Genomic DNA, 24,295 nt, shown 5'->3' on the forward strand with positions numbered 1-24,295 from the left:
CCTTACAAAGAAAGGAGCTCAGAAACCTGCGGGGAGTACGTCGTGTGCAGCACCAGCGCCGCCGCTCCGACCACGGCGGCGTCCGGGCCCAGTGGGGAGAGTTCGACCTGCGCCTTTCGTATCCCCCGCGCCAGTGGGCGGGTGTCCAGAGCTTGTTGCGCCACCCGGCGAAATTGTTCTTCGACATGCCGCAGGCCGTGCCCGCCCAGGACCACCAGGTCCACATCAACAACGTTCACAACGCTGACGACGGCGGTGGCCAGCCAGCCCGCCGCCGTATCGATCACCTCGCGCGCCAGCGGGTCACCGTAGGCGGCGGCGCGGCGGACCGCGTGGTGGTCCAGCGCCTCCGGATCGGCCCGGAACGATTCAGCGAGCGACGACGGCGCACCCGCCTCCAGCCGGCGGCGCGCGTCCGCGACCAGGGCAGCCGGGCTGATCAGGCTTTCCAGGCAACCGACGTTGCCGCAGTAGCACGGCGGCCCGTCCGGGCGCAGCGACATGTGCCCGAACTCGGCGGCGTTCATCGAGCCGCCCCGGTGCACCTGCTGGCCCAGGATCAGCCCGCCGCCGATGCCGGCGCCGAAGAAGAAGTAGGCGACGTTGGCGACACCCCGCCCGGCGCCGGTCCAACGCTCGCCGACGGCGGCTGCGGTCGCGTCGTTGTCCATGGTCACCGGCAGGCCGGTGGCCTCCGCGATCATTTGTTTGATCGGCACACGGTGCCAGCCGAGCAGCTGCGGCGGCCCGACCAGCTGGCCCACCGACTGGTCGATCGGGCCGGGGGTGGCCAGGCCGAGACCGAGCACCTCGTCGCGCTCGATGCCGGCGGCGGTGAGCACCTCGTCGACCAGGCCGGCCACCGCCGCGGTGACCTGCACCGGATCGGCGCCGGGCGGGGTCGGCCGCTGCATCGTGACCAGCGGACGCCCGAGCAGGTCGACGATCACGCAGGACAGTTCGTACGGGTCGAAGTGCACCCCGATGGCCCGGCCCGCCTCCGGTACGACGCGCAGCCGGGTGCGCGGTTTCCCGCCGCTCGACGCCTCCGAGCCGTCCTCGCGCACGATCCCCTCGTCGATGAGCCGCCGCACGATGCCGGACACGGCCTGCTGGGTGAGACCGGTGAGCTCGGCGATCTCGACCCGGCTGATGCCTTCGGACAGCTGGATCTGATCGAGGACCACCGCTCGGTTGTACTGCCCGACCTTGGGGAGATTGGTGCCTGTTCGTCGCACGGCGCAGAGCCTCCATCACGTCGTTACCGACATGATGCAGTATGCGCGTTGACTTATGAAAACAATTGGATTTACAGTCCCGACACGAGATCTTTTCAGGTCCGACCCGTCGAACTGCATCAGCTGGAGGCACCATGGGCGACACCGCCCCATTGCTGGAGATGCGGTCGATCACCAAGGAGTTCCCCGGCGTCAAGGCGCTGTCGGACGTCAATCTGGTGGTCCGGCCCGGCGAGATCCATGCGATCTGCGGCGAGAACGGCGCCGGCAAGTCGACCCTGATGAAGGTGCTGAGCGGGGTGTACCCGTACGGCACCTACACCGGGTCGATCATCTACCAGGGCGCCGAGAGCAAGTTCGCTGACATCCGCGCCAGTGAGAACGCCGGCATCGTGATCATCCACCAGGAGCTCGCCCTGGTCCCAGGGATGTCGATCACGGAGAACATCTTCCTCGGCAACGAACCCCGCCGGTTCGGCCGCATCGACTGGCAGGCCGCGAACCGGCAGGCCATCGAGCTGATGCGGCAGGTCGGGCTGAACGAGGACCCGGACACGCTGATCAAGGACATCGGCGTGGGCAAGCAGCAGCTCGTGGAGATCGCGAAGGCGTTCGCCAAGGACGTGAAGCTGCTGATCCTGGACGAGCCGACCGCCGCGCTCAACGAGAACGACTCGCAGCACCTGCTCAACCTGCTGCGCGGGTTCCGGGAGCGCGGGATCACCTCGATCATGATCTCGCACAAGCTGAACGAGATCGAGGCGATCGCCGACTCGATCACGATCCTGCGCGACGGCCGGACGATCGAGACGATCGACGTCAAGGCCTCCGGCGCCGACGAGGACCGCATCGTGCGGGGCATGGTCGGCCGGGACCTGGAGAGCCGCTTCCCCGACCACACACCGAAGATCGGCGAGGTGTTCTTCGAGGTCCGCAACTGGACGGTCCGGCACCCGATCTCCGCCGAGCGCCTGGTCTGCAAGAACTCGAACTTCACCGTGCGGCGCGGGGAGATCGTCGGCTTCGCCGGACTGATGGGCGCCGGCCGCACCGAGCTGGCGATGAGCCTGTTCGGCCGGTCGTACGGCGTCTATCTGGACGGCCAGGTCTACAAGGACGGCAAGCAGATCGAGCTCAAGACGGTGGCCGACGCCATCCGGCACGGGCTCGCCTACGTCAGCGAGGACCGCAAGGCGATCGGGCTCAACCTGCTCGACGACATCAAGACGTCGGTCGTCGCGGCCAAGCTGTCGAAGATCTCCAAGCGCGGCGTGCTGGACGAGGCGATGCAGTACCAGGAGGCCGAGCAGTACCGCAAGAGCCTCCGCATCAAGACGCCGACGGTCGACGAGGGTGTCACCAAGCTCTCCGGCGGCAACCAGCAGAAGGTCGTCCTGGCCAAGTGGATGTTCACCGACCCGGACCTGCTGATCCTCGACGAGCCCACCCGCGGCATCGACGTGGGCGCGAAGTACGAGATCTACGGAATCATCCAGAAGCTCGCGGACGAGGGTAAGGGCGTCATCGTCATCTCCTCGGAGCTGCCCGAGCTGATCGGTCTGTGCGACCGGATCTACACCGTTTTCGAAGGCTCGATCACCGGCGAGATCGCCCGGCGTGACGCCGACCCGGAACTCCTGATGAAGCAGATGACCTCGACGAAGAAGATGCCCACGCCATGAGTCGATTCAAAGATTTGCAGAAGAACCTGTTCGGGGGCGGAACCTCGAACGCCCGTCAGTTCGGAATGATCTTCACGCTGGTGGCGATCATCGTGTACTTCCAGGTCCGCACGGACGGCCTGACGCTCACGTCGGGCAACCTGATCGCGCTGACCCAGCAGTACGCGTACATCTCGATCCTGTCCATCGGCATGCTGATGGTGATCGTGGCCGGCCACATCGACCTGTCGGTCGGCTCGGTCGCCGCCTTCGTCGGGATCGTGGTCGCCAAGGCGATCACCGACCACGACCTGCCCTGGCCGGCCGGCATCCTGCTCGGCCTCGTGGTGGGCGCGCTGATCGGCGCCTGGCAGGGCTTCTGGGTGGCGTACGTCGGGATCCCGGCGTTCATCGTGACCCTGGCCGGCATGCTGCTGTTCCGCGGCGGCAACCAGTACATCGGCAACGCCGACACGGTGCCGGTGCCGGAAGGCTTCCGCGACATCGGCGGCGGCTACCTGCCCGAGTGGGGCCCGAGCACCGGGTACAACAACTCCACGCTGCTGCTCGGCCTGCTCGCCTGCATCGCCGTGGTCTGGCGCGAGCTGCGCGCCCGGCAGGTCCGCCAGCAGATGGCGGGCGCCGAGCCGAGCCCGCTGTGGATCGCCGTCCTGCGTGCCGCGGTGATGATCGCCGTGATCGTCTTCGCCACGCTGCGCTTCGCCGGCGGCCGGGTCGGCACCAGCTTCCCGATCTCCGGTGTGATCCTCGCGGTCCTGGTCATCGCGTACTCGTTCTACACCCGCAACACCGCGGGCGGCCGGCACATCTACGCGGTCGGCGGCAACGCCCGCGCCGCCGAGCTGTCCGGCGTCAAGCTCCGCCGGGTCAACTTCTTCGTCATGATGAACATGTCGGTGCTGGCGGCGCTGGCCGGCATGATCTTCGTGGCCCGCTCCACGGCCTCCGGCCCGCAGGACGGCCTGAGCTGGGAGCTGGACGCCATCGCCGCGGTCTTCATCGGTGGCGCGGCCGTCTCCGGCGGCCTCGGCACGATCAGCGGCGCCATCGTCGGTGGTCTGGTCATGGCCGTGCTGAACAACGGCCTGCAGCTGACCGGCACCGGCGCCGACATGGTCCAGATCATCAAGGGCCTGTTCCTGCTCGGCGCGGTCGCCCTCGACGTCTACAACAAGCAGCAGGGCCGCTTCTCGATCATCGGATCGCTGACGCGCCCGTTCCGCCGCGACGAGCCGGTTCCGCCGGCCCCGGCCACCGCGGCGACCCCCGCGGCCGACGAGACGATGCCGGCCGCCCACTAGCACCACCTGTCCCCGATATCCACCAGAAGGGTCCAACGCACCATGCGCAATTTCCTTGCCAAGAGCCTGGCGGTCGGTTCCGCCGCCGCGCTCGCCCTCACCATGGCCGCCTGCGGCGGCAACGAGCGCGAGGGTGACACCGGTGGCGACGCCGCCGCCCCCGCCAAGGGCTTCGCGGCCGACGCGCTGATCGGCGTGGCGCTGCCGTCGAAGACCTCGGAGAACTGGGTCCTCGCGGGTGACCTGTTCACCAACGGGCTCAAGGAGGCCGGTTTCCAGGCTGACGTGCAGTACGCCGGCGCCTCCACCACGGTCGCCGACCAGCAGGCCCAGATCACCGCCATGGTGACCAAGGGCGCGAAGGTCATCGTCATCGGCGCGACCGACGCCGCGCAGCTGGCCTCCCAGGTCCAGCAGGCCAAGCAGTCCGGCGCCGTGGTCATCGCCTACGACCGCCTGATCACCAACACCGGCGACGTCGACTACTACATCGCGTTCGACAACTTCAAGGTCGGCCAGCTGCAGGGTCAGGCCCTGCTGGACGGCATGAAGGCCAAGAAGCCGACCGGCCCGTGGACCATCGAGCTGTTCTCCGGCTCGCCGGACGACAACAACGCCGGCGTGTTCTTCGACGGCGCGATGGACGTCCTCAAGCCGCTGATCGACAAGGGTGACCTGGTCGTCGGCTCCGGCCAGAAGGACGTCAAGCAGACCGCCACCCAGGGCTGGAAGGCCGAGAACGCCCAGAGCCGGATGGACTCGCTGCTGAACTCGGCGTACGCCGGCAACAAGACGCTGGACGGCGTGCTCTCCCCGAACGACACCCTGGCCCGCGCGATCATCACCTCCGTCAAGGGCGCCGGCAAGCCGGTCCCGGTGGTCACCGGTCAGGACTCCGAGGTCGAGTCGGTCAAGTCGATCGTCGCCGGCGAGCAGTACTCCACGATCAACAAGGACACCCGCAAGCTGGTGGCCGAGACGATCAACATGGTGAAGACCCTGCAGGCCGGCAACGAGGCGACCGTCAACGACACCAAGTCGTACAACAACGGTGTCAAGGTCGTCCCCGCCTTCCTGCTCGAGCCGGTCATCGTGACCAAGGCGAACGCCGCCGAGGCCTACGCGAACGACCCGAAGCTCGCCCCGCTCACCAAGTAAGCAGTCCGCATCGCCAGGGTGTCCCCGCCGCGTGCGGGGGCACCCTGCGTGTCTTTCAGGGAGGTCGTGGCCATCACGCCACAGGAGGCGATCCGCCGGCGGAACCTGGGCGCGCTCCTCCGGTACGTGCATCTTCGCGGCGCCACCTCACGCGCCGAACTGACCGCCGGGCTCGGGCTCAACCGCAGCACCATCGGCGCGCTGACCGCCGAACTGGCCGGCGCGGGGCTGATCCGCGAGGAGTCGCCACCGGCTTCCGGCCGGGCCGGACGGCCGTCGCTGGTCGTCCGCGCGGACCCCACCACCTTTCACGCGCTCGCGCTGAGCTGCGAGGTGGACCGGCTGCGTGCGGCGCGCATCGGCCTCGGCGGCGAAATCCTTTCCCGGGGTACGACCGAACTGCCGCCGGGCACCTCGTTCCCGGCCACCGTCGACCTGCTCGCCGGTCTGGTCCGGCAGCTGCGATCCCCCACCCGCGACAGCATCCTCGTCGGATACGGCATCGCGCTGGCTTGCGAGGCACGCGACACCGACGGCGCGATCCACTTCCGGCCCGCGCAGGAATGGACCGACCCGGCCCTCGGCGACGCGCTCGGCCGGGCCCTCGGCACCACCCTGCCCTGCCAGGCCGGCAACCTGGCCGACCTCGCCGTCCGCGCCGAACACGCCCGCGGCTCGGCCCGCGGCCTGCACGACGTGATCTACCTGCACGGCGACGCCGGCATCAGCGCCGGCATCCTCACCGGCGGCCGCGGCACATCCCGGTGCGGCGTCTTCGGCAGCCAGGTCGGCCACATGGTCGTCAACCCCACCGGCCGACCCTGCCGCTGCGGCTCCCGCGGCTGCTGGGAGACCGAGATCGGCGAGTCCGCCCTGCTCCGCCACTTCGGCGGCCCCAGCGGCGAGGCCGTCACCACGGCTGTGCGCTCCACCGACCCCGAAGTGCGGGCCGCCGTCCGCAGCACCGCCGAATGGCTCGGCCACGGTGTCGCCAACCTGGTCAACATCCTCAACCCCCAGGCCGTCGTCTTCGGCGGCGCCCTGCGCGAGATCTACCGCGCGGGCGCCGGCCATGTCCGGGGGCGGATGAGCGACATGACACTGCCGGCCTTCCGCGAACACCTGCGCCTGAGCGTCCCGGTGCTGGGGGACGACGCTCCACTGATCGGGGCCGCCGAGCTGGCCTTCGAGCGGCTGCTCAACGATCCGCTGAGCGCCACCCAGAACTGACCGTCCCGCCCCTTCACCCGCCGTCCGCGTCCAGGGGCCGCACGCCACCACCACTGCCGCGCGCTGCCACCGCTGTCGCCCGCGGGATGGCCGGTGGGCCGGCTCAGCTGGATGAGCGCCGGCCGGTCCGGCTTCGGAGTGTGCTGCCGGACCGGTGGGCCGGGCGGCATCTGCCAGCGGCGCCCGGCCCCGACCGGTTCCCGTGGATCAGCCGCGGGAGCGCGGCAGGCAGCACTTCTTGTACTTGCTGCCCGAGCCGCACCAGCAAGCCGCGTTCCGCTCCGGCGGCCAGGAGACCTGCGCCGCCCCCGCGGCCAGCGAGCGCGCATAGGCGGACCGGGCCGCCGGATCGGCCGGGTCGCCGTGCTTGGCCAGGCCGTCCGCCGTGCCGGTCGACAGGGTGAGTTCGGTGCGGCCGGCGGCGGCCAGCCGGACCAGCTCGCGTTCCAGGCGGGCGCGGTGCTCGTCCCAGTCCGCGCCGTACGCCTCCGGGAGCGGGGGCAGCCGGTCGAACTCGGCCCGCGGCCAGAACAGCAGGTCGCCGCCGGGCTCGGTGGCCGTGCGGGTGGCCGCGCCGGCGAGCCGGGTCTCCAGCCGATCGGCGAGGTTGTCGTGGGTGTCGTGCGGGAGGCCGAGGGTGTGGCGGATCCGGTGGCGCTGCTGAAGCAGGAACAACAGCAGTCCGGCATCGTCCGCGTCGGCCGGCTCGGCGGGTTCGTCGGAAGCGGCGCGGTCGGCGAGCGCGGTCCGCACCGCCTCGGTCAGCCACTGCTCGGCGAGCTGGTTGCGCCCGCCGACGGTCAGCGCCACGCTGATGTAGGCCGCGGCGTCCGGATAGCGGGTGAGCTGCGGGCGCAGGTCCTCCAGCTCGGCCAGTGCCTCGTCCGCGCGGCCGGACCGGAACAGGATCCGGGCCCGCAGCGCCCGGGCGGCGCCGGTGCGGTTGTCGTCGCGTTTCGCGTCCGCCTCGAGGCCCTGTTCCACATATCGGAGCGCGGCGTCGAGCCTGGACCGGCTCTCGGCGATCTCGGCGGCGAGGGTGAACGCGTACCCGGCGTCCTCGGGGTCGGCGAGTCGCCCGGACCCGGCGGCGGCGGCCAGCTCGGCGGCGAGGCCGAGCGGGTCGGCCGCGCCGAGGGCCGAACGCCGGATGTCATCTAGGTCTGCGCTGGTCGGATCAGCTCTCAAAGCCACACCGGAACGCTACTGCCACCGGCGCCCCGCGCGCTGTTGATCTGCATCTCATTACGGCGGCCGGCCTGTCCGTGGTGGACAGGCCGACCAAGGGTCAGATCGTCACCCGCGCCGGAGCCCGCCGCTGGGTGGTGGTGCCGTCGCCCAGCTGCCCGTTCTCGTTGTTGCCCCAGCACCACAGGCTGTCGTCGGTCCGGACGCCGCAGCTGTGGTAGCTGATGGCGAAGTCGTTCGCCCAGGTGCCGGTGCCGCTGACCCGGGTCGGGGCGTACCGGTTGACGGTGGTCCCGTCGCCGACCTGCGCCATCATGTTGTTGCCCCAGCACCACAGGCTGCCGTCGGTCCGCGAGGCGCACGCCGTGTTGTCGCCGGCCCGCACGTCGGCCCAGGTCGCGTCGGTGCCGACCCGGATCGGGCTGGTCTGGTACGTCGAGTTCCCGCCCAGCTGCCCGTACCCGTTCTCGCCCCAGCACCACAGCGACCCGTTGGTGCGTGTGGCGCAGGTGAAGGCGTACCCGGCGGCCACGCTGCTCCACGTCGTCTCGGTGCCGACCTGTGCCGGCGTGGTCCGGTAGCTCAGGATGCCGAGACCGAGCTGGCCCATCGTGCTGTCGCCCCAGCACCACAGCGTCCCGTCCGTACGCGTGGCGCAGGTGTGTGCGTATCCGGCGGTGACGCCGGCCCAGTTGGTGGCCGTGCCGACCTGCACCGGCGCGGTCTCGATGTAGTTGGTCCCGGTGCCCAGCTGCCCGGAGCGGTTGAAGCCCCAGCACCACAGCGTCCCGTCGGTGCGCACCCCACAGGTGTGGCTGTCGCCGCCGCTGACCGCCGTCCAGGTCGCCTGGCCGACGCGCACCGGCACGGTCCGGTTCGTGGTGGAGCCGTCACCGAGCTGGCCGCGGGTGTTGCGGCCCCAGCACCACAGCGACCCGTCGGTCTGCTGGGCACAGCTGTGCCCGGTCCCCGCCTCGATGCCGGCCCAGGTGGTGGCGGTCCCGATCCGTCCCGGGGTGCTCCGGTTCACCGTGGTGCCGTTGCCGAGCTGGCCGCTGTAGTTGCCGCCCCAGCACCACAGGCTGCCGTCCGCGGGGATCGAGCAGGTGTAGGCGTACCCGGCGGCGACGCTCGCCGGCGCCGGGGCAGCGGCGGCAGCCGGGCCGGCCGTCGCGGCGAGACCGAGCGCGGCGACGCCGAAGGTGGTCGCCGCCGCGGCCACGAGGGTCCGCACCGCACGCCGCCATCGAGCCCGTGGCCGCCGGTCCAGTTGTTCTGCCATGCCGTCTCCCAACGTCGATGCCGAACCGGGCGGCCACCACCATCCTGGGAGCGCTCCCACCGGTTGCACAGTTCATATCATCGACGACACGACATTGACCAGAAACAATGCCGAAAAAAGTCCCGGCGGGCTAAGCGGACGTCGGGGGTGGCCGATCAGGAGGGGCGGCGGGAACGCCCGGCCCGGCGGAAGCCATGGATCCCTGAAGGTCACATCCACCCGCCGGCCGGGTGCCCACGACGCCGCGCTCCGAGATCCGCGGCCTGCGGCAGGCATGGCTTCCGGGTCAACCGGGTAGCCAGCCGTCATGCGAGACGACAACTACCCGGCGCCGGTGTCCGACCCGGAGGCCGAAGGGCTGCCGGGCACCGCCGACGACGACTCCACGGCGTACGACGACGTCGACACCGGGCGCGTGGCGGACGGCCCGGACCCGGCCGCGCTGCCGGCCGAGCGCCCGCAGGCAGTCGACCGGTTCGGCACGACCGCCGAGGAGCAGCTGGCAGGCGAGTCCCTCGACCAGCGCCTGGCCCAGGAGGAGCCGGACGTGCAGCCGGAGGATCCGCTGGACTCCCCCGGCGCGCCGGCCGACGAGGCGATCGACGAGCAGGGCGCGGCCCAGGCCCGCCTGGACGCCGACGTCTACGGCGAGAGCCCGGTCTCCGACCCGAATTCGAAGGTTTCCCTGTACGACTTCGGTAAGCTCGACGGAACCACACCCGAGCCGGTCGGCCGCCTGGTCGAGCCGGACGCCGGTTCGGGGTACGACACCGAGCCGGACAACGTGGCCACCGACGCCGGAGCGGCCGGCGGTGGCGCCTCCGCCGAGGAGCTCGCCATTCACGAGACCGAGGCGCCCGGCTACCACTGAACCGACTGTCAGAGGCCGCGGTGCACCACCACGTCCGCGGCCTCCGCCAGGTTCAGGCCGCCCTCACCGGCTTTGATGCAGAGGTCCAGGTACGCGTCCTCGAAGGCGCACCCCTTCCCGGTTCTGATCATCTCGATGGCGAGCCGGATGGTGGCGCGGATGTTGAGTGCCTCGGCGTACCCGGTGACCAGCTCCCGCCCGCCGGCGTCCAGGGCGGCCAGATGGCGCTCGTCGACGGCCTCCTCACCCCCGTGCACCGAGCAGACGCCGTCGATCAGCGGCGCCATCGCCGCCTCGTCGTGGCTGAACACGTTGAGCACAGCGACGGCTTCGCCGCGCCCGGCGAACAGCGGCACCGAGACGGACGCGCGCAGGCCCATGCCGGGCGCCGCCTGGTGGAAGCCGGGCCAGTCCACGGTCGTGGCGTCGATGTCGGGCACGCCGACGGGGGTGCCGCTCCGCAGAGCCTCGACGCACGGGCCGGCGCCGTCGGCGTACTGCGCCGCGTCCACGGCTCGAATCAGGTCATCGCTGACGGCCACGGTGGTGTAGCTCTCCCCGCGCAGCGCGGTGACCGACGCGTACGCGGCGGCGGCCACCCGGGCGACGGTGAGCTTCACGATGTCCGCGAGCTGGGCGTCGACACTCGGCGAGTGGTCGGGGGTCGCCGCCAGAGTCATCATGGCGGTGGTCAGGGCGCCGTGCGCGGGCGGGTGCGGGTCCGTGTCGCGCGAGGACTGCGCCATGTCTTCCTCCCGTGGGAATCTCGGATGAGACGCCGAGATACCCGTCTCCGCCCGGACTACGCGCCCGGGTCCCAGCCGGTCAGGCCGGCACCGCGGCGGTCTCCTCCAGCAGCGACGGCCGGGAGGGACGCCAGCCCAGCACGCGCCGGGCCTTCTCCCCCGACGCCTGCTGGTCGAGGAGCAGCGCCCGGCCGAACTCCCCGAGCCGTTCCACGGTCGCCGCCGGATCCTCCGGCGTCACCCGCCCGCCGAGCCCGCGCCGCCTGCTCGCCGCCTCGCCGAGTTCCCGGACCGTCGGGTTGTGCCCGCCGCCGCCGATGAACTTCTCGCCGAGCGGCCCGCGTTCCACCGCCGCGACATAGAGCTCCGCCAGGTCGTCGACGTGCACCGTCGGCCAGTGCTGGGTGCCGTCACCGATCAGCGGCACCGCGCCGTCGACGGCCGGCGCCTCGGTCACCAGCCGGGGAATCCCGCCGCCGCCCCCATGGACGATGCCCGGTTCGATGAGCACGGCCCTGGACAGGGTCCGCTGGTCCAGTGCCGTCCGCCACGCCACGATCGGCGGCGCGGCGTTCGGTGACTGCTCGGTGATCGCCGCGCCGGGACCATAGACCCACACCCCGCCGGTACGCACCAGCACCCCGTCCAGCCCCGCCAGCACCGCGTCGGTGAACGCGGCCTCGGCCGCCGCGCTGGTCGCGTCACCGGGGCTGGCCGCGTGCACCACCCCGTCGGCCTTCGCCGCCAGCTCACGGACCAGCGCGGCATCCCGCATGTCCCCCACCACCGGCTCGGCCCCCGCCGCCCGCACCCGTTCCGCCGCTGCTTCGCTGCGCACCAGAGCCGTCACCGCATGCCCGGAAGTGATCAGAGCGGTCCGCACCGCGGAGCCGATGTAGCCGGTAGCACCCGTCAGAAGAATGTTCATGCCAGAAGCTTCGCGCCGCGAACTGATCGTGTCCAACGAATGCTCTTGATGACCACGATCGTCCACAGCGATAGGGTGTGCCGCATGGAGCAGCGCCAGTTGGAGTTCTTCATCGCGGTCGCCGAGGAACTCAACTTCACCCGGGCCGCCAAGCGAACCCACGCCGTCCAGTCCACCGTGTCCGCCAGCATCCGCGCCCTCGAACGCGACCTGGGCACCCCGCTCTTCGACCGCAGCACCACCCGCGTCGCACTGACCGCCGCCGGCCGCGCGCTGCTGCCGGAAGCCAAGACCGCCCTCGAGTCCCTGGACACCGCCCGCGCCGCCGTCGAAGGCGCCGGCCAGGGCCTGCGCGGCAGCCTGCGGGTCGGCACCCTGGCCGGCCTCACAGCCGTGGACCTGCCCACCCTGGTCGGCGATTTCCGCAAACAACACCCTGGGGTACGCCTACACCTCACCGTCGCCGCCGAAGGAAGCTCAGGCCTCCTCGACGCCCTCCGCGCGCACCGCCTCGACGTCGCCTTCGTCGGCGTCGACACCCTGGGCGTCGAAGGCATCGACCTGACCCCGCTGGCCGAGTTCCAGCCCCGGCTCCTCGTCCCCGCCGACCACCCCCTGGCCACAGCCACCCACGTCTCCCCCGGCGACCTGGCCACCGAGCCGTTCATCGACCTCCCCACCGGTTACTGCAACCGCATCCGCTCCGACAACGACTTCCGCAGAGCAGGCCTCACCCGAACCATCGTGGTGGAGGTCAGCGACCTGACGACAGTGCCGAGGTACGTAGCGGCAGGTCTAGGCGTGGCCCTGGTCCCCCCACTGCGCACCGAGACCGGAACCACCGTCATCGCCGTCAACCTCGACCCACCCGCCACCCCGTGGACCCTCGCAACAGCCCGCCCGGCCACCCTCCCCCCAAGCCGAGCCCTACAGGAATTCCTGACCCTGATCCCCGCCCACACCACAACCACCGGCGAGTACTGACAACAACGGCAACCCCAAGGGAACCGCAGTCCGGCAAGGCCCATCGTCAGCGCCGGTGCGCCAATAGGTGATCATCGCTATGAAGTCGGCGCCCGTTTACCCTCTGATCCCCGGTCTGCGTGCCGATATGATCCGCCGGGAGGGCCGATGCGGGAGACGACGCGGCGGGCGGTGCGCCTGCTCGAACAAGCGCAGACCGGCGACGCGACGACCGCGCTCGCCGAGGCCGAGGCCACCCTTCGGCAGGTGACCGGCGACATCGCCGACGGTCCGGCCTGCATGCATTTCGTCCGGGCGGTCGCGTTCCTGGCGCAGGGCGACCCGCACGGCGCCATCGCCGCGGCCGACCTGATGCTGCACGCCGCCGCCCGGGAGGAGAGCGGTGGCTGGCAGGCCGCCGCCCTGGGCACCCGCGCCTGGCAGCAGCTGCGGATCGGGGAGGCCGACGCCGCCCAGCACAACGTGGACGAGGTGCTGCGCGATCTGGTCACCGCCGAGGCGCTGGTCGCCGGCGAGCCGGATCTGGTCGCCGCGGTCAACGCCCGGGTCGCCATCGCCATCGGCTATTACGAGCTGCGGCTGTACGAGCTCGTCGAGCCCCAGTTCCGCACGGCGTACGAGATGAGTTGCGCCGACGCCGAGCAGAACGGCAACCGGGCGATGTGGCTGCTCAACCTCGCCGAGATGCACCTGCGCTGGGCTCTGGAGCTCTATCAGGTCGGCCAGGTCGCCGAGGCCGAGTCGCACACCGCCGAGGCCGAGGGGTACGCGCGGCGCGCCGCCGCCGAGGTGGACGGCGCGGATGCCGACACGTGGCGGGATAACGCCCTGCTGTTCGCCGCCTGCGCGGGCGCCGACCGGCAGGACCCGGCGGGCGCCGCGGTCGACATCGAGCGCTACACCGAGCTGCTGGTGCGGCGCGGGTTCACCGGGCCGGCGCTGACCCTGTCCCGGCCGTTCCACGCGGTGGCGCTGAGCCGTTCCGGGCGCACCGGCGAGGCTCTGCGGGTGATGGCCGAGGCGGTCGCCGCCCTGCCGCCGGACGTCGAGTGGCTGGTCGCGGCCAGCACTTTCCGCACCCAGGCGGTGCTGATGGTCAATCAGGGCTCCCGGGACGCCCGGGCCACCCTGGCGTACGGTGACACGCTCGCCGCCGCGCTCTGGCGGCAACGGTTGAACACGCTGCACGCGGCGCGCACCATGCACGACCTGGAGGCGATGCGCGAGCAGCACGACCAGATGGCGCGCGCCGCGGAGCTGGATCCGCTCACCGGCATCGCGAACCGGCGGGCCTTCGACCGGGCCCTGGCCGAGTCCCAGGCCGCCCCGGACGCCGCCGGCCACCGCGTCGCGGTGCTGATCATCGACACCGACCGGTTCAAACAGATCAACGACACGTACGGCCACCACGCCGGCGACGTGGCCCTGCGCTCCATCGCCGCCGCGCTCGCCGCGAACGTCAGCGACCGTGACGTGCTCGCCCGTCTCGGCGGCGACGAGTTCGCCGTCCTGCTCGACGACACCGACGTCCGGACCGCCGCCGGCGTCGCCGAGCGGATGGTGCGGGCGGTCCGCGACATCCCGAACTGCGCGGCCACCCTCAGCATCGGCGTGGCCGGCTGTCACGCGGCCAAGCTGGAGGACACTCTCACCCGCGCCGACCAGGCGATGTATCAGATCAAGCGGAACGGCGGGGATGGCGTCCGGGTGTGCGCCGCGGACACCGCCGCCCGCGCCGCCTGACCGCAAGTGGTCCCGCCCGCAACCCGTGTGTGAAGTTCGGGCTCGATTCAAGCCCGAACTTCACACACAGAATTCTCTGCGGCGTGGGCGGAGGAGCAGCGAGCTGGAGCTAGCCGGCCGAGCAGGAGACGATGCGCGGCCGGGCGCTGCTGTTCCCGTTCATCATCGTGGTGAGGCCGAAACTGTTCCCGCTGCCGTTCGGCCGCACGGTCACGGTGCCCCCGCTCGACGAGAACGAGCCGTTCCCCGTGGTGGTGACCTGCTGCGGTGCGGTGACAGCGACCGCCACCGTCCAGGTGGCCGAGCCGCTCACGCGGACCGTGGTGTTGTAGCGGTCCCCCCACACCGTCCCCGGCGTGATCGTGGCAGTGCATGTCGGCGTCGTCGAGGTCCAGGGACGCGACGACCCGCAGACGGGCCGGGTCGTGCACGGCAGCCACCCAGTCGTCGAGTGTGCTGGACATCGGCGTCTCCTCGGCCGGACGGAACGTCAGAGGCGGGCCTCCAGGGCCCGGTAGGTCACCAGCCTGATCTTCGCGCCCCGCCCGGCGACGCGGGTCAGATCGCCGATCTCCATCATCGCCTCGGCGGCGCGGATCAGTTCGGCGAGGTTCTCCACCGGGCGGGCCAGGCTCAGGCGCCGGCACACCGCGGACCAGACCGCCTCGGCCACGTCCGGTCCCATGCTGCGGCCGAAGTCGGCGATCAGCGTCGCCTCGGTGGGTGCGTCGTAGTTCCAGCCAGAGATCGTCACGACCCCTCCCCCAGCCCGTCAGCCCCTGACCCCGGTCATCCCATTACACCTCGCCGCAGGCTCTTGATCAGCGGGAACGCGGAACAGGGGCAGTTCGGCACCGGTTATCGGGAGCGACCGGCTGGCCCGGCGTCCGTAGAATCGCCGCATCATGGATTTTCTGCTGGGTGTGCTCGGCGCAGTCGCGCAACAGATCGCCGCCCACGCGGCGGATGCCCTGGTCAAACGACTGGGGTTCCGGGCCGGGAGCGGCGACCGTGATCACCGCGAGGTGGCCCGGGCCACCTCGAGCCGGGCCGCCGCCCTGCGCTCGCGCGAGTTGCGGGCGCTGCCCGAGCACGAGTGGCAGGCGGCCGTGCTGGCCGTGCGGGACTCGCTGCAGGCGGCCGGGCCGATCACCGAACAGACCATCCTCGCGGCCAACCTGCACGCAGACGAGTTGCGGCGGCGGATCGAGCGGGCGTCGGTGGAGGTGCGCGACCGTGCCGGGCTCAGCGACGCCGGGCTCGCCGCCTACCAGCGGATCCTGACCACGGTCTGCGCCGAGCTGATCGACCACGTCCGGCGGCAGCCGGAGTGGGAGGCGGCGGTCGAGATCGGCGTCTTCGACCGGTTCGAGCGGGTGGAGCGCACGCTGATCGAACTTCCCGACCGGCTGCGCCGGGAGCGCGACGAGGCGTCCTGGGCCTTCGAGGAGAACTATGTCGCGAAGGTGCTGCGCGAGCTCAACCAGGTCGAACTGTTCGGCGTGGCGATGGGCCGGCGGGCGGAGAACTATCCGCTCACCGAGGCCTACGTGGCGATGAAGGTCGCGCGGGCCGGCGGGCACGACGGCGACTACACCGGGTCCGGCATCGCGGTGGCCGATGCCCTGGCCACCGGCTCACGGGTGCTGCTGCGCGGCGGCGCGGGCGCCGGCAAGACGACCCTGCTGCGGTGGCTGGCGGTGACCGAGGCGGGGCGGGCCGGTGGGCGGCGCCTCGTGCCGATCTTCCTGCCGCTGCGCCGTCACCTCGGGCAGACCCTGCCCGAGCCGGACCGCATGGTGCTGGCCGCCGACGACCTGATGGCCGGCGAGATGCCGCCCGGCTGGGGCAACGCCCTGCTGCGCTCCGGACGCGCGCTGCTGCTGGTGGACGGCCTGGACGAGGTGCCGACGGGCCGCCGTGAACAGGTCAGAGCCTGGCTGAGTGAGCTGGTCGCCACCTATCCCGAGGTGCGCTGCGTGGTGACCACCCGGCCGTTCGCGGTGGAGACCGGCTGGCTGGCCGAGGACGGCTTCGTCACGTACGACCTGCTGCCGATGAGCCGGCGCGGCATCGCCGAGTTCCTGGAGTTCTGGCACGACGCGGCCGGCCGGCGTGACGGGGCCGACGGGGCCGCCCGCAAACGGCTGGCGGAGGCCCGGGAGAAGCTGGCCGGCGTCCTGGAGACCAACACCGAGCTGCGCAGACTGGCCGGCAGCCCGCTGCTGTGCGGGCTGATCTGCGCGCTCGCCCAGAAGCCGTACGCCCGGCTGCCGCAGGACCGCAAGGGCATCTACGAGGCCGCGCTCGATCTGCTCCTGGAGGACTGGGACGAGCAGAAGAAGCCGCACATCGGCCAGGGGCTGTCGCTCGAGAAGGCCGAGCAGGTGGTGCTGCTGCAGCGGCTGGCGTACTCGTTCGTCCGCAACCAGAACCTGCTGATCGGCACCGATACCGCGGTGCAGCGGATCAGCGGGCACATGGGCGGCCTGGGCTCGCACGACACCGATCCGTCGCAGGTGCTGCGGTTCCTGCTGGAGCGCACCGGCGTGCTCAGGGTGCCGGAGGACGACAAGGTGCAGTTCCTGCACCGGACGTTCCGCGACTTCCTGGCCGGCCGGGAGATCGTGGACGTCGGTGACTTCGACTACCTGCTGCAGAACGCGCATCTCACCGAGTGGTACGACGTCGTGGTGATGGCAGTCGCGCACGCACCGCGGCGGGAACGCGACCGGCTGCTGTCCGAACTGATTTCCCGCGGCGACCGGGACCCGCGGATCCGCGACCGGCTGCACCTGATCGCCGCCGCCTGCCTGGAACAGGTGGTCGTCACCAACACCGACGACGTGCGCCTCCAGGTGGAACAGGCAGCCCGGCGGCTGATCCCGCCGTCCGGCCCGGACGAGGCCGAGCTGCTGGCCCGCGCCGGTTCCTTCGTGCTGGAACTGCTGCCGGGGCCTGCGGGCCTGACCGGGGACCAGGCCGCCGCGGTGATCCGGGCCGCCGCGATGATCGGCGGCACCGGCGCCTGGGAGCTGATCAAACAGTTCACCGACGTGCCCAAGCACCGGGTCATCGACGAGCTGCTGCGGGCCTGGCGCGAGTCCGACGACCGCGCCGAGTACGCCCGCGAGGTGCTGGCCGAGGTCGACTTCGGCGACCACTATCTGGATCGGCACGGCTGGCGTGAGGTGGTGCACCTGGAACACCTGCGCCGGCTGTCGTCGGTGGCCGTCCGCGGCGACGTCAAGCAGTTGTCCCTGCTGGCCGGGATCCGCTCGCTGCGCCGCCTCAAGCTGATGCAGAACGACGTGGTCACCGACCTGTCGCCGCTGGCCGGGTGCCGGTCCTTGGAGACGCTCGAGCTGATCGGGTGCAGTGCGCTGCGGGACCTGTCCGGCACCTCGGTGCGGTCCCTGTCGGTCTATCAGACGCCGGCCGATCTTTCGACGCTGGTGGCGCCGAACCTGCGGCAGCTGTCGATCCGGCACCCGGCCCTCCGTGACGGCCTGCACGAGCTGCCCGCCGCCCTCGATCTGCGGGTGCTGGCGGTGACCAACCGGGCCGGTGACCGGCGGCTGACCGGCCTCGACCGGTTCCCGAACCTGTGCTGGCTGTCCGTCACCGGCGAGCTGGACGATCTGGACCTGGAGGCGCTCGCGAAGTCGTCGGTCTCTGTGCTCACCATCGTCCGGCCACGCTCGCTGGGACCGCTGGCGGCGCTGGCGGGCACCCGGGTCGCGGCGCTCTGGGTGATCGATCCGCCGGCGGGCGAGCCTGTCGAGGAGCTCGCCGCGGCCCTGCGGGACATCAGCGTGCACACCGGTTCGGCGCCCGCCGGCTCTCCCGGGTAGGTGTCCGGGGCGGCCGGCGTGATCATGGGCGACGGTCCTCAGGTCGGGGTCCGCCGTGCCGATGCTGGCGGCCATGAGAGCTGTGGGGTTGTGGGGAGCGGCCGCGCTGCTCGTCGTGCCGGGCGCCGCCCACGCCGCCCCGGCCCCGGTCACCGTGGGCGGGGTCCTGGAGCGCACGGTCGCCGACGTCTTTCCCGGCGGCACCGAGTCCACGGTCGTGGTGACCCGTGACGGCACGACGATCGCCGTCCCGGACGGCATGGCCGGCACCGTCCGCTCCGGCGCGCGGGTCACTGTCACCCGTGACGCGGACGGCACGGTCACCGGGGTGACCGGGCCGATCTCGATCGCGGCCGCACCCGGCGTCGCCGGGACGCATCACCTCACGATCGTGCCGCTCTTCTGGCAGGCCGGCGCCGCCCTGCCCGGCACGGCGCAGCTCGAGGCCCTGGCCGCCCAGGCCGACGCCTACTACGACTCCTCCACCGGCGGCGCCGTCCGGTTCATGGTGGACCGGATCACCGCGCCGCGGCAGGTGGCCGCACCGGCCGGCGCCTGTGACCCGGAAGCGATCCAGAGCGCCGCGCGAGCCATCGCCGGCGACACCACCGGCGACCGGTTCCACCATGTGGTGGCCTATTTCCCGGCGCAGCCGGCGTGCGGCTGGTCCGGTCTGGGCAACCTGGGACCGGGCCGCCACGGCGACGGTTTCGTCTGGCTCAACGGGACCACGAACCCGCTGGTCCTCGGCCACGAGCTGGGCCACAACATGGGCCTGCGGCACAGCAACGGCCTGGACTGCCGATCCGGCGCCGGCTCGCGGGTGCCGCTCTCCGACCACTGCGAGGTCGAGGGGTACGCCGACCGCTGGGACATCATGGGCAATCTGGCCACCGGCCAGCTGAGCGCCGCACACCTGGACACGCTCGGCGTGCTGCCCGGCGGGACCGAACAGCTCACCGGCGACCGTCAGGTGGTGCTGGCCCCGCTCACCGGCGGCACCGGGCTGCGGCAGGTGACCTACACCGCGGGCACCCGCACCTACCGGCTGGAGTACCGCGACGGCGGCGGCCTCGACGAGCGCCTCGGCACCGGCACCGGGCTGGCGGTCCGGCTCGTCGACAGCACGCTGACGGGTGGCTTCGACCGCGACCAGAACATGGTCTCGTTCCACCCGGACGAGCGGGTCCCGGTGCTACGGCCCGGGGAGGGCTGGTCGGGACCGTTCAGCCTCCGGGTCGGCGCCCCGACGGCCGCCGGCCTGCCGGTCACGTTCACCCGGGCCGTCGACACCGAGGCGCCGTCGGCGTTCACCTTGCGAGGCCCGGCCTCATCGACCACCGGCACCGTGCCGGTGAGCTGGACACCGGTGACCGACAACAGCGGCGTCGCCACGGTGTCGCTGCTGGTCGACGGCAGGACGGCACGAACTGTCCCCGGCACAGCGACGACGGCGACCGTTCCCGTGCCCGACGGCACCCACCGTCTGCAAGCGGTCGCCACCGACCTCTACGGCAACAGGGCCACCACCCCACCGGTCTCCGTCACCGTCGACGGCACCGCACCGAAGGGCGACCCCTCCCCCACCGCGCGACTGCGCCCCGGCGGCACCGCCGGCACGACAAGCCTTCCGGTCACCGTCTCCTGGGGCCTCACCGACCACAACGGTGTCGCCCGGCAGAAGATCGCGCAGCCACCGGCCGGCTGGACCACGCTCGACCCGTCCGCCCGGCAGACCACCGCGACGGTCCGGACCGGCGCCCGCACCCGGTGGCAGCTCTCCGTCGCCGACCGGATCGGCCACAGCGGCACTGTCACCGGCCCGTGGACCACCGGCACCCTGGACAGCGGCCGGACCGCCCGCACCGGGACGTGGAAGACCGTCAAGGGCAGCGCCCTGCTCGGCGGGAGCGAGCACACCACCACCGCCAGGACCGCGACCTTCACCGTCACCGGCACCGGCCGGTCGTTCGGCTGGGTCGGCACCCGCGACAAGGCCGGCAGCGACGTCGACGTCTACGCCGACGGCACGAAGATCGGCACCTTCAGCCAGTACGCCGGGCGGGCCCAGCACCGCACGGTCCTGTACGTCGTCACCTGGCCGAGCGCCGGGGCGCACACCGTCAAGCTGGTGAACCGGGCCACCGGCGGCCGGCCGAGGATGAGCGTCGACGCGTTCGCCGTGCTGTCCTAACCCACCATCGAGCGGGCGATGACGAGCCGCTGGATCTGGTTGGTGCCCTCCACGATCTGCAGCACCTTCGCCTCCCGGAACCAGCGCTCCACCGGGTACTCGCTGACGTAGCCGTACCCTCCGAGGACCTGCACCGCGTCGGTGGTGACCCGCATCGCGACGTCGGTGGCGAACAGCTTCGCCTTCGCCGCCTCCACCGAGAACGGCCGCCCGGCGTCCTTCAGCCGCGCCGCGTTCAGCAGCAGCGCCCGGGCCGCGGACACCTGCGTGGCCATGTCGGCGAGCATGAAACCGATGCCCTGGAACCGGCCGATCGGTTTGCCGAACTGTTCACGCTCCCGCGCGTACCCCGTCGCGTAATCCACCGCGGCCTGCGCCAGCCCGACCGCGCAGGCCGCGATGCCGAGACGCCCCGCGTCGAGCGCCTGCATGGCGATGGCGAAGCCCTCGTTCTCCGTGCCGACCAGGCGCTCGCGCGGCACCCGCGCGTCCTCCAGCACGATCTGCGCCGGCGCCGACGACCGCAGTCCCATCAACCGCTCCGGCTGCTGCGGCAGCAGTCCCGGCGTGCCGGCGTCGGCCAGCAGGCAGGAGATCCCCTTCGCGCCCGGCCCGCCGGTGCGCACGAACAGGTTGTAGAAATCGGCCCGGCCACCGTGCGTGATCCACGCCTTCGTGCCGTTCACCACCCACTCGTCACCCTCGGCGACGGCCCGGGTGGTCAGCGCGGCGGCGTCCGAACCGCCCTGCGGCTCGGACAGGCAGTAGGCGCCGAGCAGCTCACCGCCGAGCATGTCGGGCAGCATCTTGCGCTGCTCGTCGCTGCCGAAAGCCGCGACCGGGAAACACGAGAGCGTGTGCACACTGACGGCCTCGGCGATGCCGAGCCAGGTTCCGGCCAGCAGTTCCAGGACCTGGAGATAGATTTCGTACGACTGACCGGCGCCGCCGTCGGCTTCGGGATAAGGGAGTCCGAGCAGGCCGGACCGGCCGATCGTGCGGAGGACGTCCCGGGGGAACTCGCCGCGTGCCTCGAAGTCGTCGACCCGCGGCGCGAGTTCGCGGGTGGCGAGTTCGCGGGTGAGGTCGAGCAGGTCGTGTGCCTCGGGGGTGGGAAGCAGTCTTTCCACGGTCATGGGGTGAGCTTAACGGTCGTTCAGCGCAGCGACAGCCGCAGAAGCCGGTGTGTTGACTTCGGGCTCGCATCGCACCCGAAGTCAACACACAGTTTTGCGGGGTGACCGGGAGTCCGGCGGTTCGTCTGTGCGGCGGGGCGTGATGTTCACACGGTGGACATGCTGTTGTAATGGGAGCGCTCCCATGTGACGATGCGGGTCGATGTTGCGTCGACGTTAGGGATGACATGCGGGCTGGAGCGGCGACCGTGCTTCTGGGGTTGAGCGGGCTTCTCGCCGGGGTTGTGCCCGCGCTGGGCGGGTCGGCGGCGGTGGCCGCCGTGCTGCCCTATCAGGATCCGGCGTTGCCGGTGGCCACCCGGGTCACGGATCTGCTCGGCCGGATGAGCCTGGATGACAAGGTCGGGCAGATGATGCAGTCGGAGCGGGGTGCGACTGCCGCCGGTGACGTCACCGCGTTCCGGGTGGGCTCGATCCTGTCCGGTGGGGGGTCGGCGCCGACGCCGAACACGCCGGCCGGCTGGGCCGACATGTACGACAACTATCAGCGGGCCGCGCTGGCGACGCCGCTGCAGATACCGATCATCTACGGCATCGACGCGGTGCACGGCAACAACAACGTGCCGGGCTCGACGATCTTTCCGCACAACATCGGTCTCGGGGCGACCCGGGACCCGGCGCTGGTCCAGCGGATCGGGCGGGCCACCGCCGAGGAGGTCACCGGTGCGGGGCAGGACTGGACGTTCGCGCCGTGCGTGTGCGTGGCTCGCAACGACCGATGGGGGCGCACCTACGAGTCGTTCGGGGAGAAGCCGGAGATCGCGACGGCGATGACGACGGTGGTGGACGGCCTGCAAGGGGCGCGGCTGGACGGGCCGGCATCGGTGCTGGCCACCGCCAAGCACTACCTCGGTGACGGTGGCACCACCGGTGGGGTGGATCAGGGGGACACGCAGGTCAGCGAGGCGGAGCTGCGCGCCGTGCACCTGCCGCCGTTCGCCGCCGCGATCGAGCGGGGCGTGGGGTCGGTGATGGTGTCGTTCAGCAGCTTCAACGGCGTGAAGCTGCACGGCCACAAATATCTGGTCACCGATCTGCTGAAGGGCGAGCTGGGGTTCAGCGGCTTCGTCGTGTCGGACTGGGCGGGCATCGACCAGCTCGACGGCCGGCCGGGTTTCACCCAGGCCGAGGTGGTCACCGCGGTCAACGCGGGGCTGGACATGGCGATGGTGCCGACCGACTGGAAGACGTTCGCCGGCCATCTGCGCGCCGCGGTGCAGGCGGGGCAGATCCCGATGTCGCGGATCGACGACGCGAACCGGCGGATCCTCACCAAGAAGTTCGAGATGGGGCTGTTCGAGAAGCCGTACGCCGACCGCACCTATGCCTCGACGATCGGCAGCGCCGAGCACCGGGCGCTGGCGCGGCAGGCGGTGCGGCAGTCGCAGGTGCTGCTGAAGAACGCCGGCGGGGTGCTGCCGCTGGCGAAGACCGGCGGCAAGATCTTCGTGGCCGGCAAGAGCGCCGACGACATCGGCAACCAGAGTGGTGGGTGGACGCTGAGCTGGCAGGGTGCCAGCGGGAACACGGTGCCGGGCACGTCGATCCTGGCCGGCATCCGGTCGGCGGTGGGCAGCGGCGCCACCGTGACGTACGCCCGGGACGGCGCCGGCATCGACAGCACCTACCGGGCGGCGATCGCGGTGGTCGGCGAGACACCGTACGCCGAAGGTGAGGGCGACCGGCCCGGTTCACTGGGTCTGGACGCGACCGATCTGGCCACGTTGTCCCGGCTGCGCGCCACGGGCGTACCGGTGATCGTGGTGCTGGTGTCCGGCCGCCCGCTGGACGTCGCCGCCCAGATCGGCGACTGGAACGCCCTGGTCGCCGCCTGGCTGCCGGGCAGCGAGGGCGCCGGGGTGGCCGACGTGCTGTTCGGTGATTACGCGCCGACCGGCAAGCTGCCGGTGACGTGGATGCAGTCGGCGACCCAGCAGCCGATCAACGACGGCGACGGCAAGACACCCCTTTTCCCGTACGGCTACGGGCTCACCTACGCGGACACGCCGCCGCCCGTGGACACCAGCGCACCGGCCGTGCCCGCGGGCCTAACCTCGGCGGGGGTGACCGCCACCGGTCTCACGCTGTCCTGGTCGCCGTCCGCGGACACGGGCGGCAGCGGGCTCGCCGGGTACGACGTCTACCGGGACGGGGTGCTGATCGGATCGCCGGCGACCACCGGTCTCGCCGTCTCGGGGCTGAGCCCGGCCACCCGGTACGAGTTCACCGTGGCGGCACGCGACGGGGCCGGCAACCGGTCCGGCCGCTCGGCGGCACTGGCGGTGACCACCGCGACCGGCGGGACCTCCACGGCGTCGTGCCGGGTGCGGTACACCAGCAACGACTGGAGCTCGGGTTTCACCGGCACGGTCGCGCTGACCAACACCGGGACGGCGGCGGTCGACCCGTGGAGGTTGAGCTGGACCTTCACCGGTGGGCAGACGGTCACCCAGTCGTGGTCCGCACGGGTCACCCAGAGCGGGTCCGCGGTCACCGCCACGGGTGAGTCCTGGAGTGCCGCGCTGGCGCCGGGCGCCACGGTCAGCTTCGGCTTCAACGGCATGCATCCGGGCAGCAACCCGCGCCCGGCCGCCTTCACCCTGAACGGCGCCACCTGCGCCACCGAGTGACCGCGCGCCGAACCCGCGCCGCACGCCCTTGCGGGGAAATGCTGTTCAGCGGGAAAGGATTCTGTCTGAT

At 71.6% G+C, this 24,295-nt stretch carries 18 protein-coding genes; 11 read left to right on the forward strand and 7 right to left on the reverse strand.

All coding sequences use genetic code 11. The annotated features are described in order from the left end of the window. Positions 1–2 precede the first annotated feature (2 nt). The gene (locus AC0NH5_RS08475) at positions 3–1,238 is read right to left on the reverse strand and encodes an ROK family transcriptional regulator (protein ID WP_474401636.1); all 1,236 of its coding nucleotides are present in this window, start codon (positions 1,236–1,238) and stop codon (positions 3–5) included. 134 nt (positions 1,239–1,372) lie between these two features. Between AC0NH5_RS08475 and mmsA the strand changes: the two genes are divergently transcribed. The 4 genes from mmsA (at position 1,373) to AC0NH5_RS08495 (ending at position 6,609) form a co-directional block, all read left to right on the forward strand. Beyond that, entirely contained in the window at positions 1,373–2,920 is a 1,548-nt protein-coding gene (gene mmsA, locus AC0NH5_RS08480; RefSeq protein WP_474401638.1) for a multiple monosaccharide ABC transporter ATP-binding protein, read from the forward strand. Continuing rightward, the gene (gene mmsB / locus AC0NH5_RS08485) at positions 2,917–4,221 is read left to right on the forward strand and encodes a multiple monosaccharide ABC transporter permease (protein ID WP_474401639.1); all 1,305 of its coding nucleotides are present in this window, start codon (positions 2,917–2,919) and stop codon (positions 4,219–4,221) included. Before mmsA ends, mmsB begins: the two co-directional genes overlap by 4 nt. Before the next feature lie 42 nt (positions 4,222–4,263). Next, entirely contained in the window at positions 4,264–5,379 is a 1,116-nt protein-coding gene (locus tag AC0NH5_RS08490) for a substrate-binding domain-containing protein (protein WP_474401640.1), read from the forward strand. 66 nt (positions 5,380–5,445) lie between these two features. Then, entirely contained in the window at positions 5,446–6,609 is a 1,164-nt protein-coding gene (locus tag AC0NH5_RS08495) for an ROK family transcriptional regulator (RefSeq protein ID WP_474401642.1), read from the forward strand. A 207-nt stretch (positions 6,610–6,816) separates the two neighbouring features. On the opposite strand, the gene AC0NH5_RS08500 is transcribed toward AC0NH5_RS08495, so the two are convergent. Together AC0NH5_RS08500 and AC0NH5_RS08505 are read right to left on the reverse strand one after the other, a co-directional pair. Further along, positions 6,817–7,803 carry an SEC-C metal-binding domain-containing protein gene (locus AC0NH5_RS08500; RefSeq protein ID WP_474401644.1) on the reverse strand — a complete coding sequence of 329 codons (987 nt, stop codon included), beginning with the start codon at positions 7,801–7,803 and terminating at the stop codon, positions 6,817–6,819. A 94-nt stretch (positions 7,804–7,897) separates the two neighbouring features. Continuing rightward, positions 7,898–9,079 carry an RCC1 domain-containing protein gene (locus AC0NH5_RS08505; RefSeq protein ID WP_474401646.1) on the reverse strand — a complete coding sequence of 394 codons (1,182 nt, stop codon included), beginning with the start codon at positions 9,077–9,079 and terminating at the stop codon, positions 7,898–7,900. Between the two features lie 307 nt (positions 9,080–9,386). Between AC0NH5_RS08505 and AC0NH5_RS08510 the strand changes: the two genes are divergently transcribed. Beyond that, positions 9,387–9,950, forward strand: coding sequence for a DUF5709 domain-containing protein (locus AC0NH5_RS08510; protein WP_474401648.1), 564 nt, complete (start codon positions 9,387–9,389; stop codon positions 9,948–9,950). A gap of 8 nt (positions 9,951–9,958) precedes the next feature. Here the strand turns inward: AC0NH5_RS08510 and AC0NH5_RS08515 are convergent, their stop codons facing one another. Together AC0NH5_RS08515 and AC0NH5_RS08520 are read right to left on the reverse strand one after the other, a co-directional pair. Beyond that, on the reverse strand, positions 9,959–10,696 hold the full coding sequence (locus tag AC0NH5_RS08515) for a GAF domain-containing protein (protein WP_474401650.1): 738 nt from the start codon (positions 10,694–10,696) through the stop codon (positions 9,959–9,961). Between the two features lie 79 nt (positions 10,697–10,775). Beyond that, positions 10,776–11,624, reverse strand: coding sequence for an NAD-dependent epimerase/dehydratase family protein (locus AC0NH5_RS08520; RefSeq protein ID WP_474401652.1), 849 nt, complete (start codon positions 11,622–11,624; stop codon positions 10,776–10,778). An 84-nt stretch (positions 11,625–11,708) separates the two neighbouring features. Here AC0NH5_RS08520 and AC0NH5_RS08525 point away from each other — a divergent pair, with 84 nt between their 5' ends. The 3 genes from AC0NH5_RS08525 to AC0NH5_RS08535 all read left to right on the forward strand — a co-directional run bounded on the left by AC0NH5_RS08525 (position 11,709) and on the right by AC0NH5_RS08535 (position 14,683). Beyond that, the gene (locus AC0NH5_RS08525) at positions 11,709–12,608 is read left to right on the forward strand and encodes a LysR family transcriptional regulator (RefSeq protein WP_474401654.1); all 900 of its coding nucleotides are present in this window, start codon (positions 11,709–11,711) and stop codon (positions 12,606–12,608) included. Between the two features lie 147 nt (positions 12,609–12,755). Continuing rightward, entirely contained in the window at positions 12,756–14,351 is a 1,596-nt protein-coding gene (locus AC0NH5_RS08530) for a GGDEF domain-containing protein (protein ID WP_474401656.1), read from the forward strand. Between the two features lie 131 nt (positions 14,352–14,482). Next, positions 14,483–14,683: a hypothetical protein gene (locus tag AC0NH5_RS08535; RefSeq protein ID WP_474401658.1), complete on the forward strand. Its 201-nt coding sequence runs from the start codon at positions 14,483–14,485 to the stop codon at positions 14,681–14,683. A 158-nt stretch (positions 14,684–14,841) separates the two neighbouring features. Here the strand turns inward: AC0NH5_RS08535 and AC0NH5_RS08540 are convergent, their stop codons facing one another. Further along, positions 14,842–15,105, reverse strand: coding sequence for a hypothetical protein (locus AC0NH5_RS08540; protein WP_474401660.1), 264 nt, complete (start codon positions 15,103–15,105; stop codon positions 14,842–14,844). 151 nt (positions 15,106–15,256) lie between these two features. Here AC0NH5_RS08540 and AC0NH5_RS08545 point away from each other — a divergent pair, with 151 nt between their 5' ends. Further along, positions 15,257–18,205 (forward strand): NACHT domain-containing protein, encoded by a 2,949-nt coding sequence (locus tag AC0NH5_RS08545; RefSeq protein ID WP_474401661.1) that lies wholly within the window; start codon positions 15,257–15,259, stop codon positions 18,203–18,205. Positions 18,206–18,278: 73 nt separating this feature from the next. Then, positions 18,279–20,399: an Ig-like domain-containing protein gene (locus AC0NH5_RS08550; protein WP_474401663.1), complete on the forward strand. Its 2,121-nt coding sequence runs from the start codon at positions 18,279–18,281 to the stop codon at positions 20,397–20,399. Here the strand turns inward: AC0NH5_RS08550 and AC0NH5_RS08555 are convergent. Next, the gene (locus AC0NH5_RS08555) at positions 20,396–21,535 is read right to left on the reverse strand and encodes an acyl-CoA dehydrogenase family protein (RefSeq protein WP_474401665.1); all 1,140 of its coding nucleotides are present in this window, start codon (positions 21,533–21,535) and stop codon (positions 20,396–20,398) included. The two genes, AC0NH5_RS08550 and AC0NH5_RS08555, sit on opposite strands and share 4 nt — an antisense overlap. Before the next feature lie 227 nt (positions 21,536–21,762). Between AC0NH5_RS08555 and AC0NH5_RS08560 the strand changes: the two genes are divergently transcribed. Then, the gene (locus tag AC0NH5_RS08560; RefSeq protein ID WP_474401667.1) at positions 21,763–24,225 is read left to right on the forward strand and encodes a glycoside hydrolase family 3 N-terminal domain-containing protein; all 2,463 of its coding nucleotides are present in this window, start codon (positions 21,763–21,765) and stop codon (positions 24,223–24,225) included. Positions 24,226–24,295 lie beyond the last annotated feature (70 nt).

The sequence above is a fragment of the Actinoplanes sp. 13 genome, assembly GCF_056134165.1.

Bases quoted from the DNA above. Each gene is read 5' to 3' on its own strand.
- mmsA (WP_474401638.1), top strand. From the start codon at position 1,373: ATGGGCGACACCGCCCCATTGCTGGAGATGCGGTCGATCACCAAGGAG.
- AC0NH5_RS08505 (WP_474401646.1), bottom strand. From the start codon at position 9,079: ATGGCAGAACAACTGGACCGGCGGCCACGGGCTCGATGGCGGCGTGCG.
- mmsB (WP_474401639.1), top strand. From the start codon at position 2,917: ATGAGTCGATTCAAAGATTTGCAGAAGAACCTGTTCGGGGGCGGAACC.
- AC0NH5_RS08525 (WP_474401654.1), top strand. From the start codon at position 11,709: ATGGAGCAGCGCCAGTTGGAGTTCTTCATCGCGGTCGCCGAGGAACTC.
- AC0NH5_RS08550 (WP_474401663.1), top strand. From the start codon at position 18,279: ATGAGAGCTGTGGGGTTGTGGGGAGCGGCCGCGCTGCTCGTCGTGCCG.
- AC0NH5_RS08545 (WP_474401661.1), top strand. From the start codon at position 15,257: ATGGATTTTCTGCTGGGTGTGCTCGGCGCAGTCGCGCAACAGATCGCC.
- AC0NH5_RS08520 (WP_474401652.1), bottom strand. From the start codon at position 11,624: ATGAACATTCTTCTGACGGGTGCTACCGGCTACATCGGCTCCGCGGTG.
- AC0NH5_RS08560 (WP_474401667.1), top strand. From the start codon at position 21,763: ATGCGGGCTGGAGCGGCGACCGTGCTTCTGGGGTTGAGCGGGCTTCTC.
- AC0NH5_RS08555 (WP_474401665.1), bottom strand. From the start codon at position 21,535: ATGACCGTGGAAAGACTGCTTCCCACCCCCGAGGCACACGACCTGCTC.
- AC0NH5_RS08490 (WP_474401640.1), top strand. From the start codon at position 4,264: ATGCGCAATTTCCTTGCCAAGAGCCTGGCGGTCGGTTCCGCCGCCGCG.
- AC0NH5_RS08530 (WP_474401656.1), top strand. From the start codon at position 12,756: ATGCGGGAGACGACGCGGCGGGCGGTGCGCCTGCTCGAACAAGCGCAG.
- AC0NH5_RS08535 (WP_474401658.1), top strand. From the start codon at position 14,483: ATGCGCGGCCGGGCGCTGCTGTTCCCGTTCATCATCGTGGTGAGGCCG.
- AC0NH5_RS08510 (WP_474401648.1), top strand. From the start codon at position 9,387: ATGCGAGACGACAACTACCCGGCGCCGGTGTCCGACCCGGAGGCCGAA.
- AC0NH5_RS08515 (WP_474401650.1), bottom strand. From the start codon at position 10,696: ATGGCGCAGTCCTCGCGCGACACGGACCCGCACCCGCCCGCGCACGGC.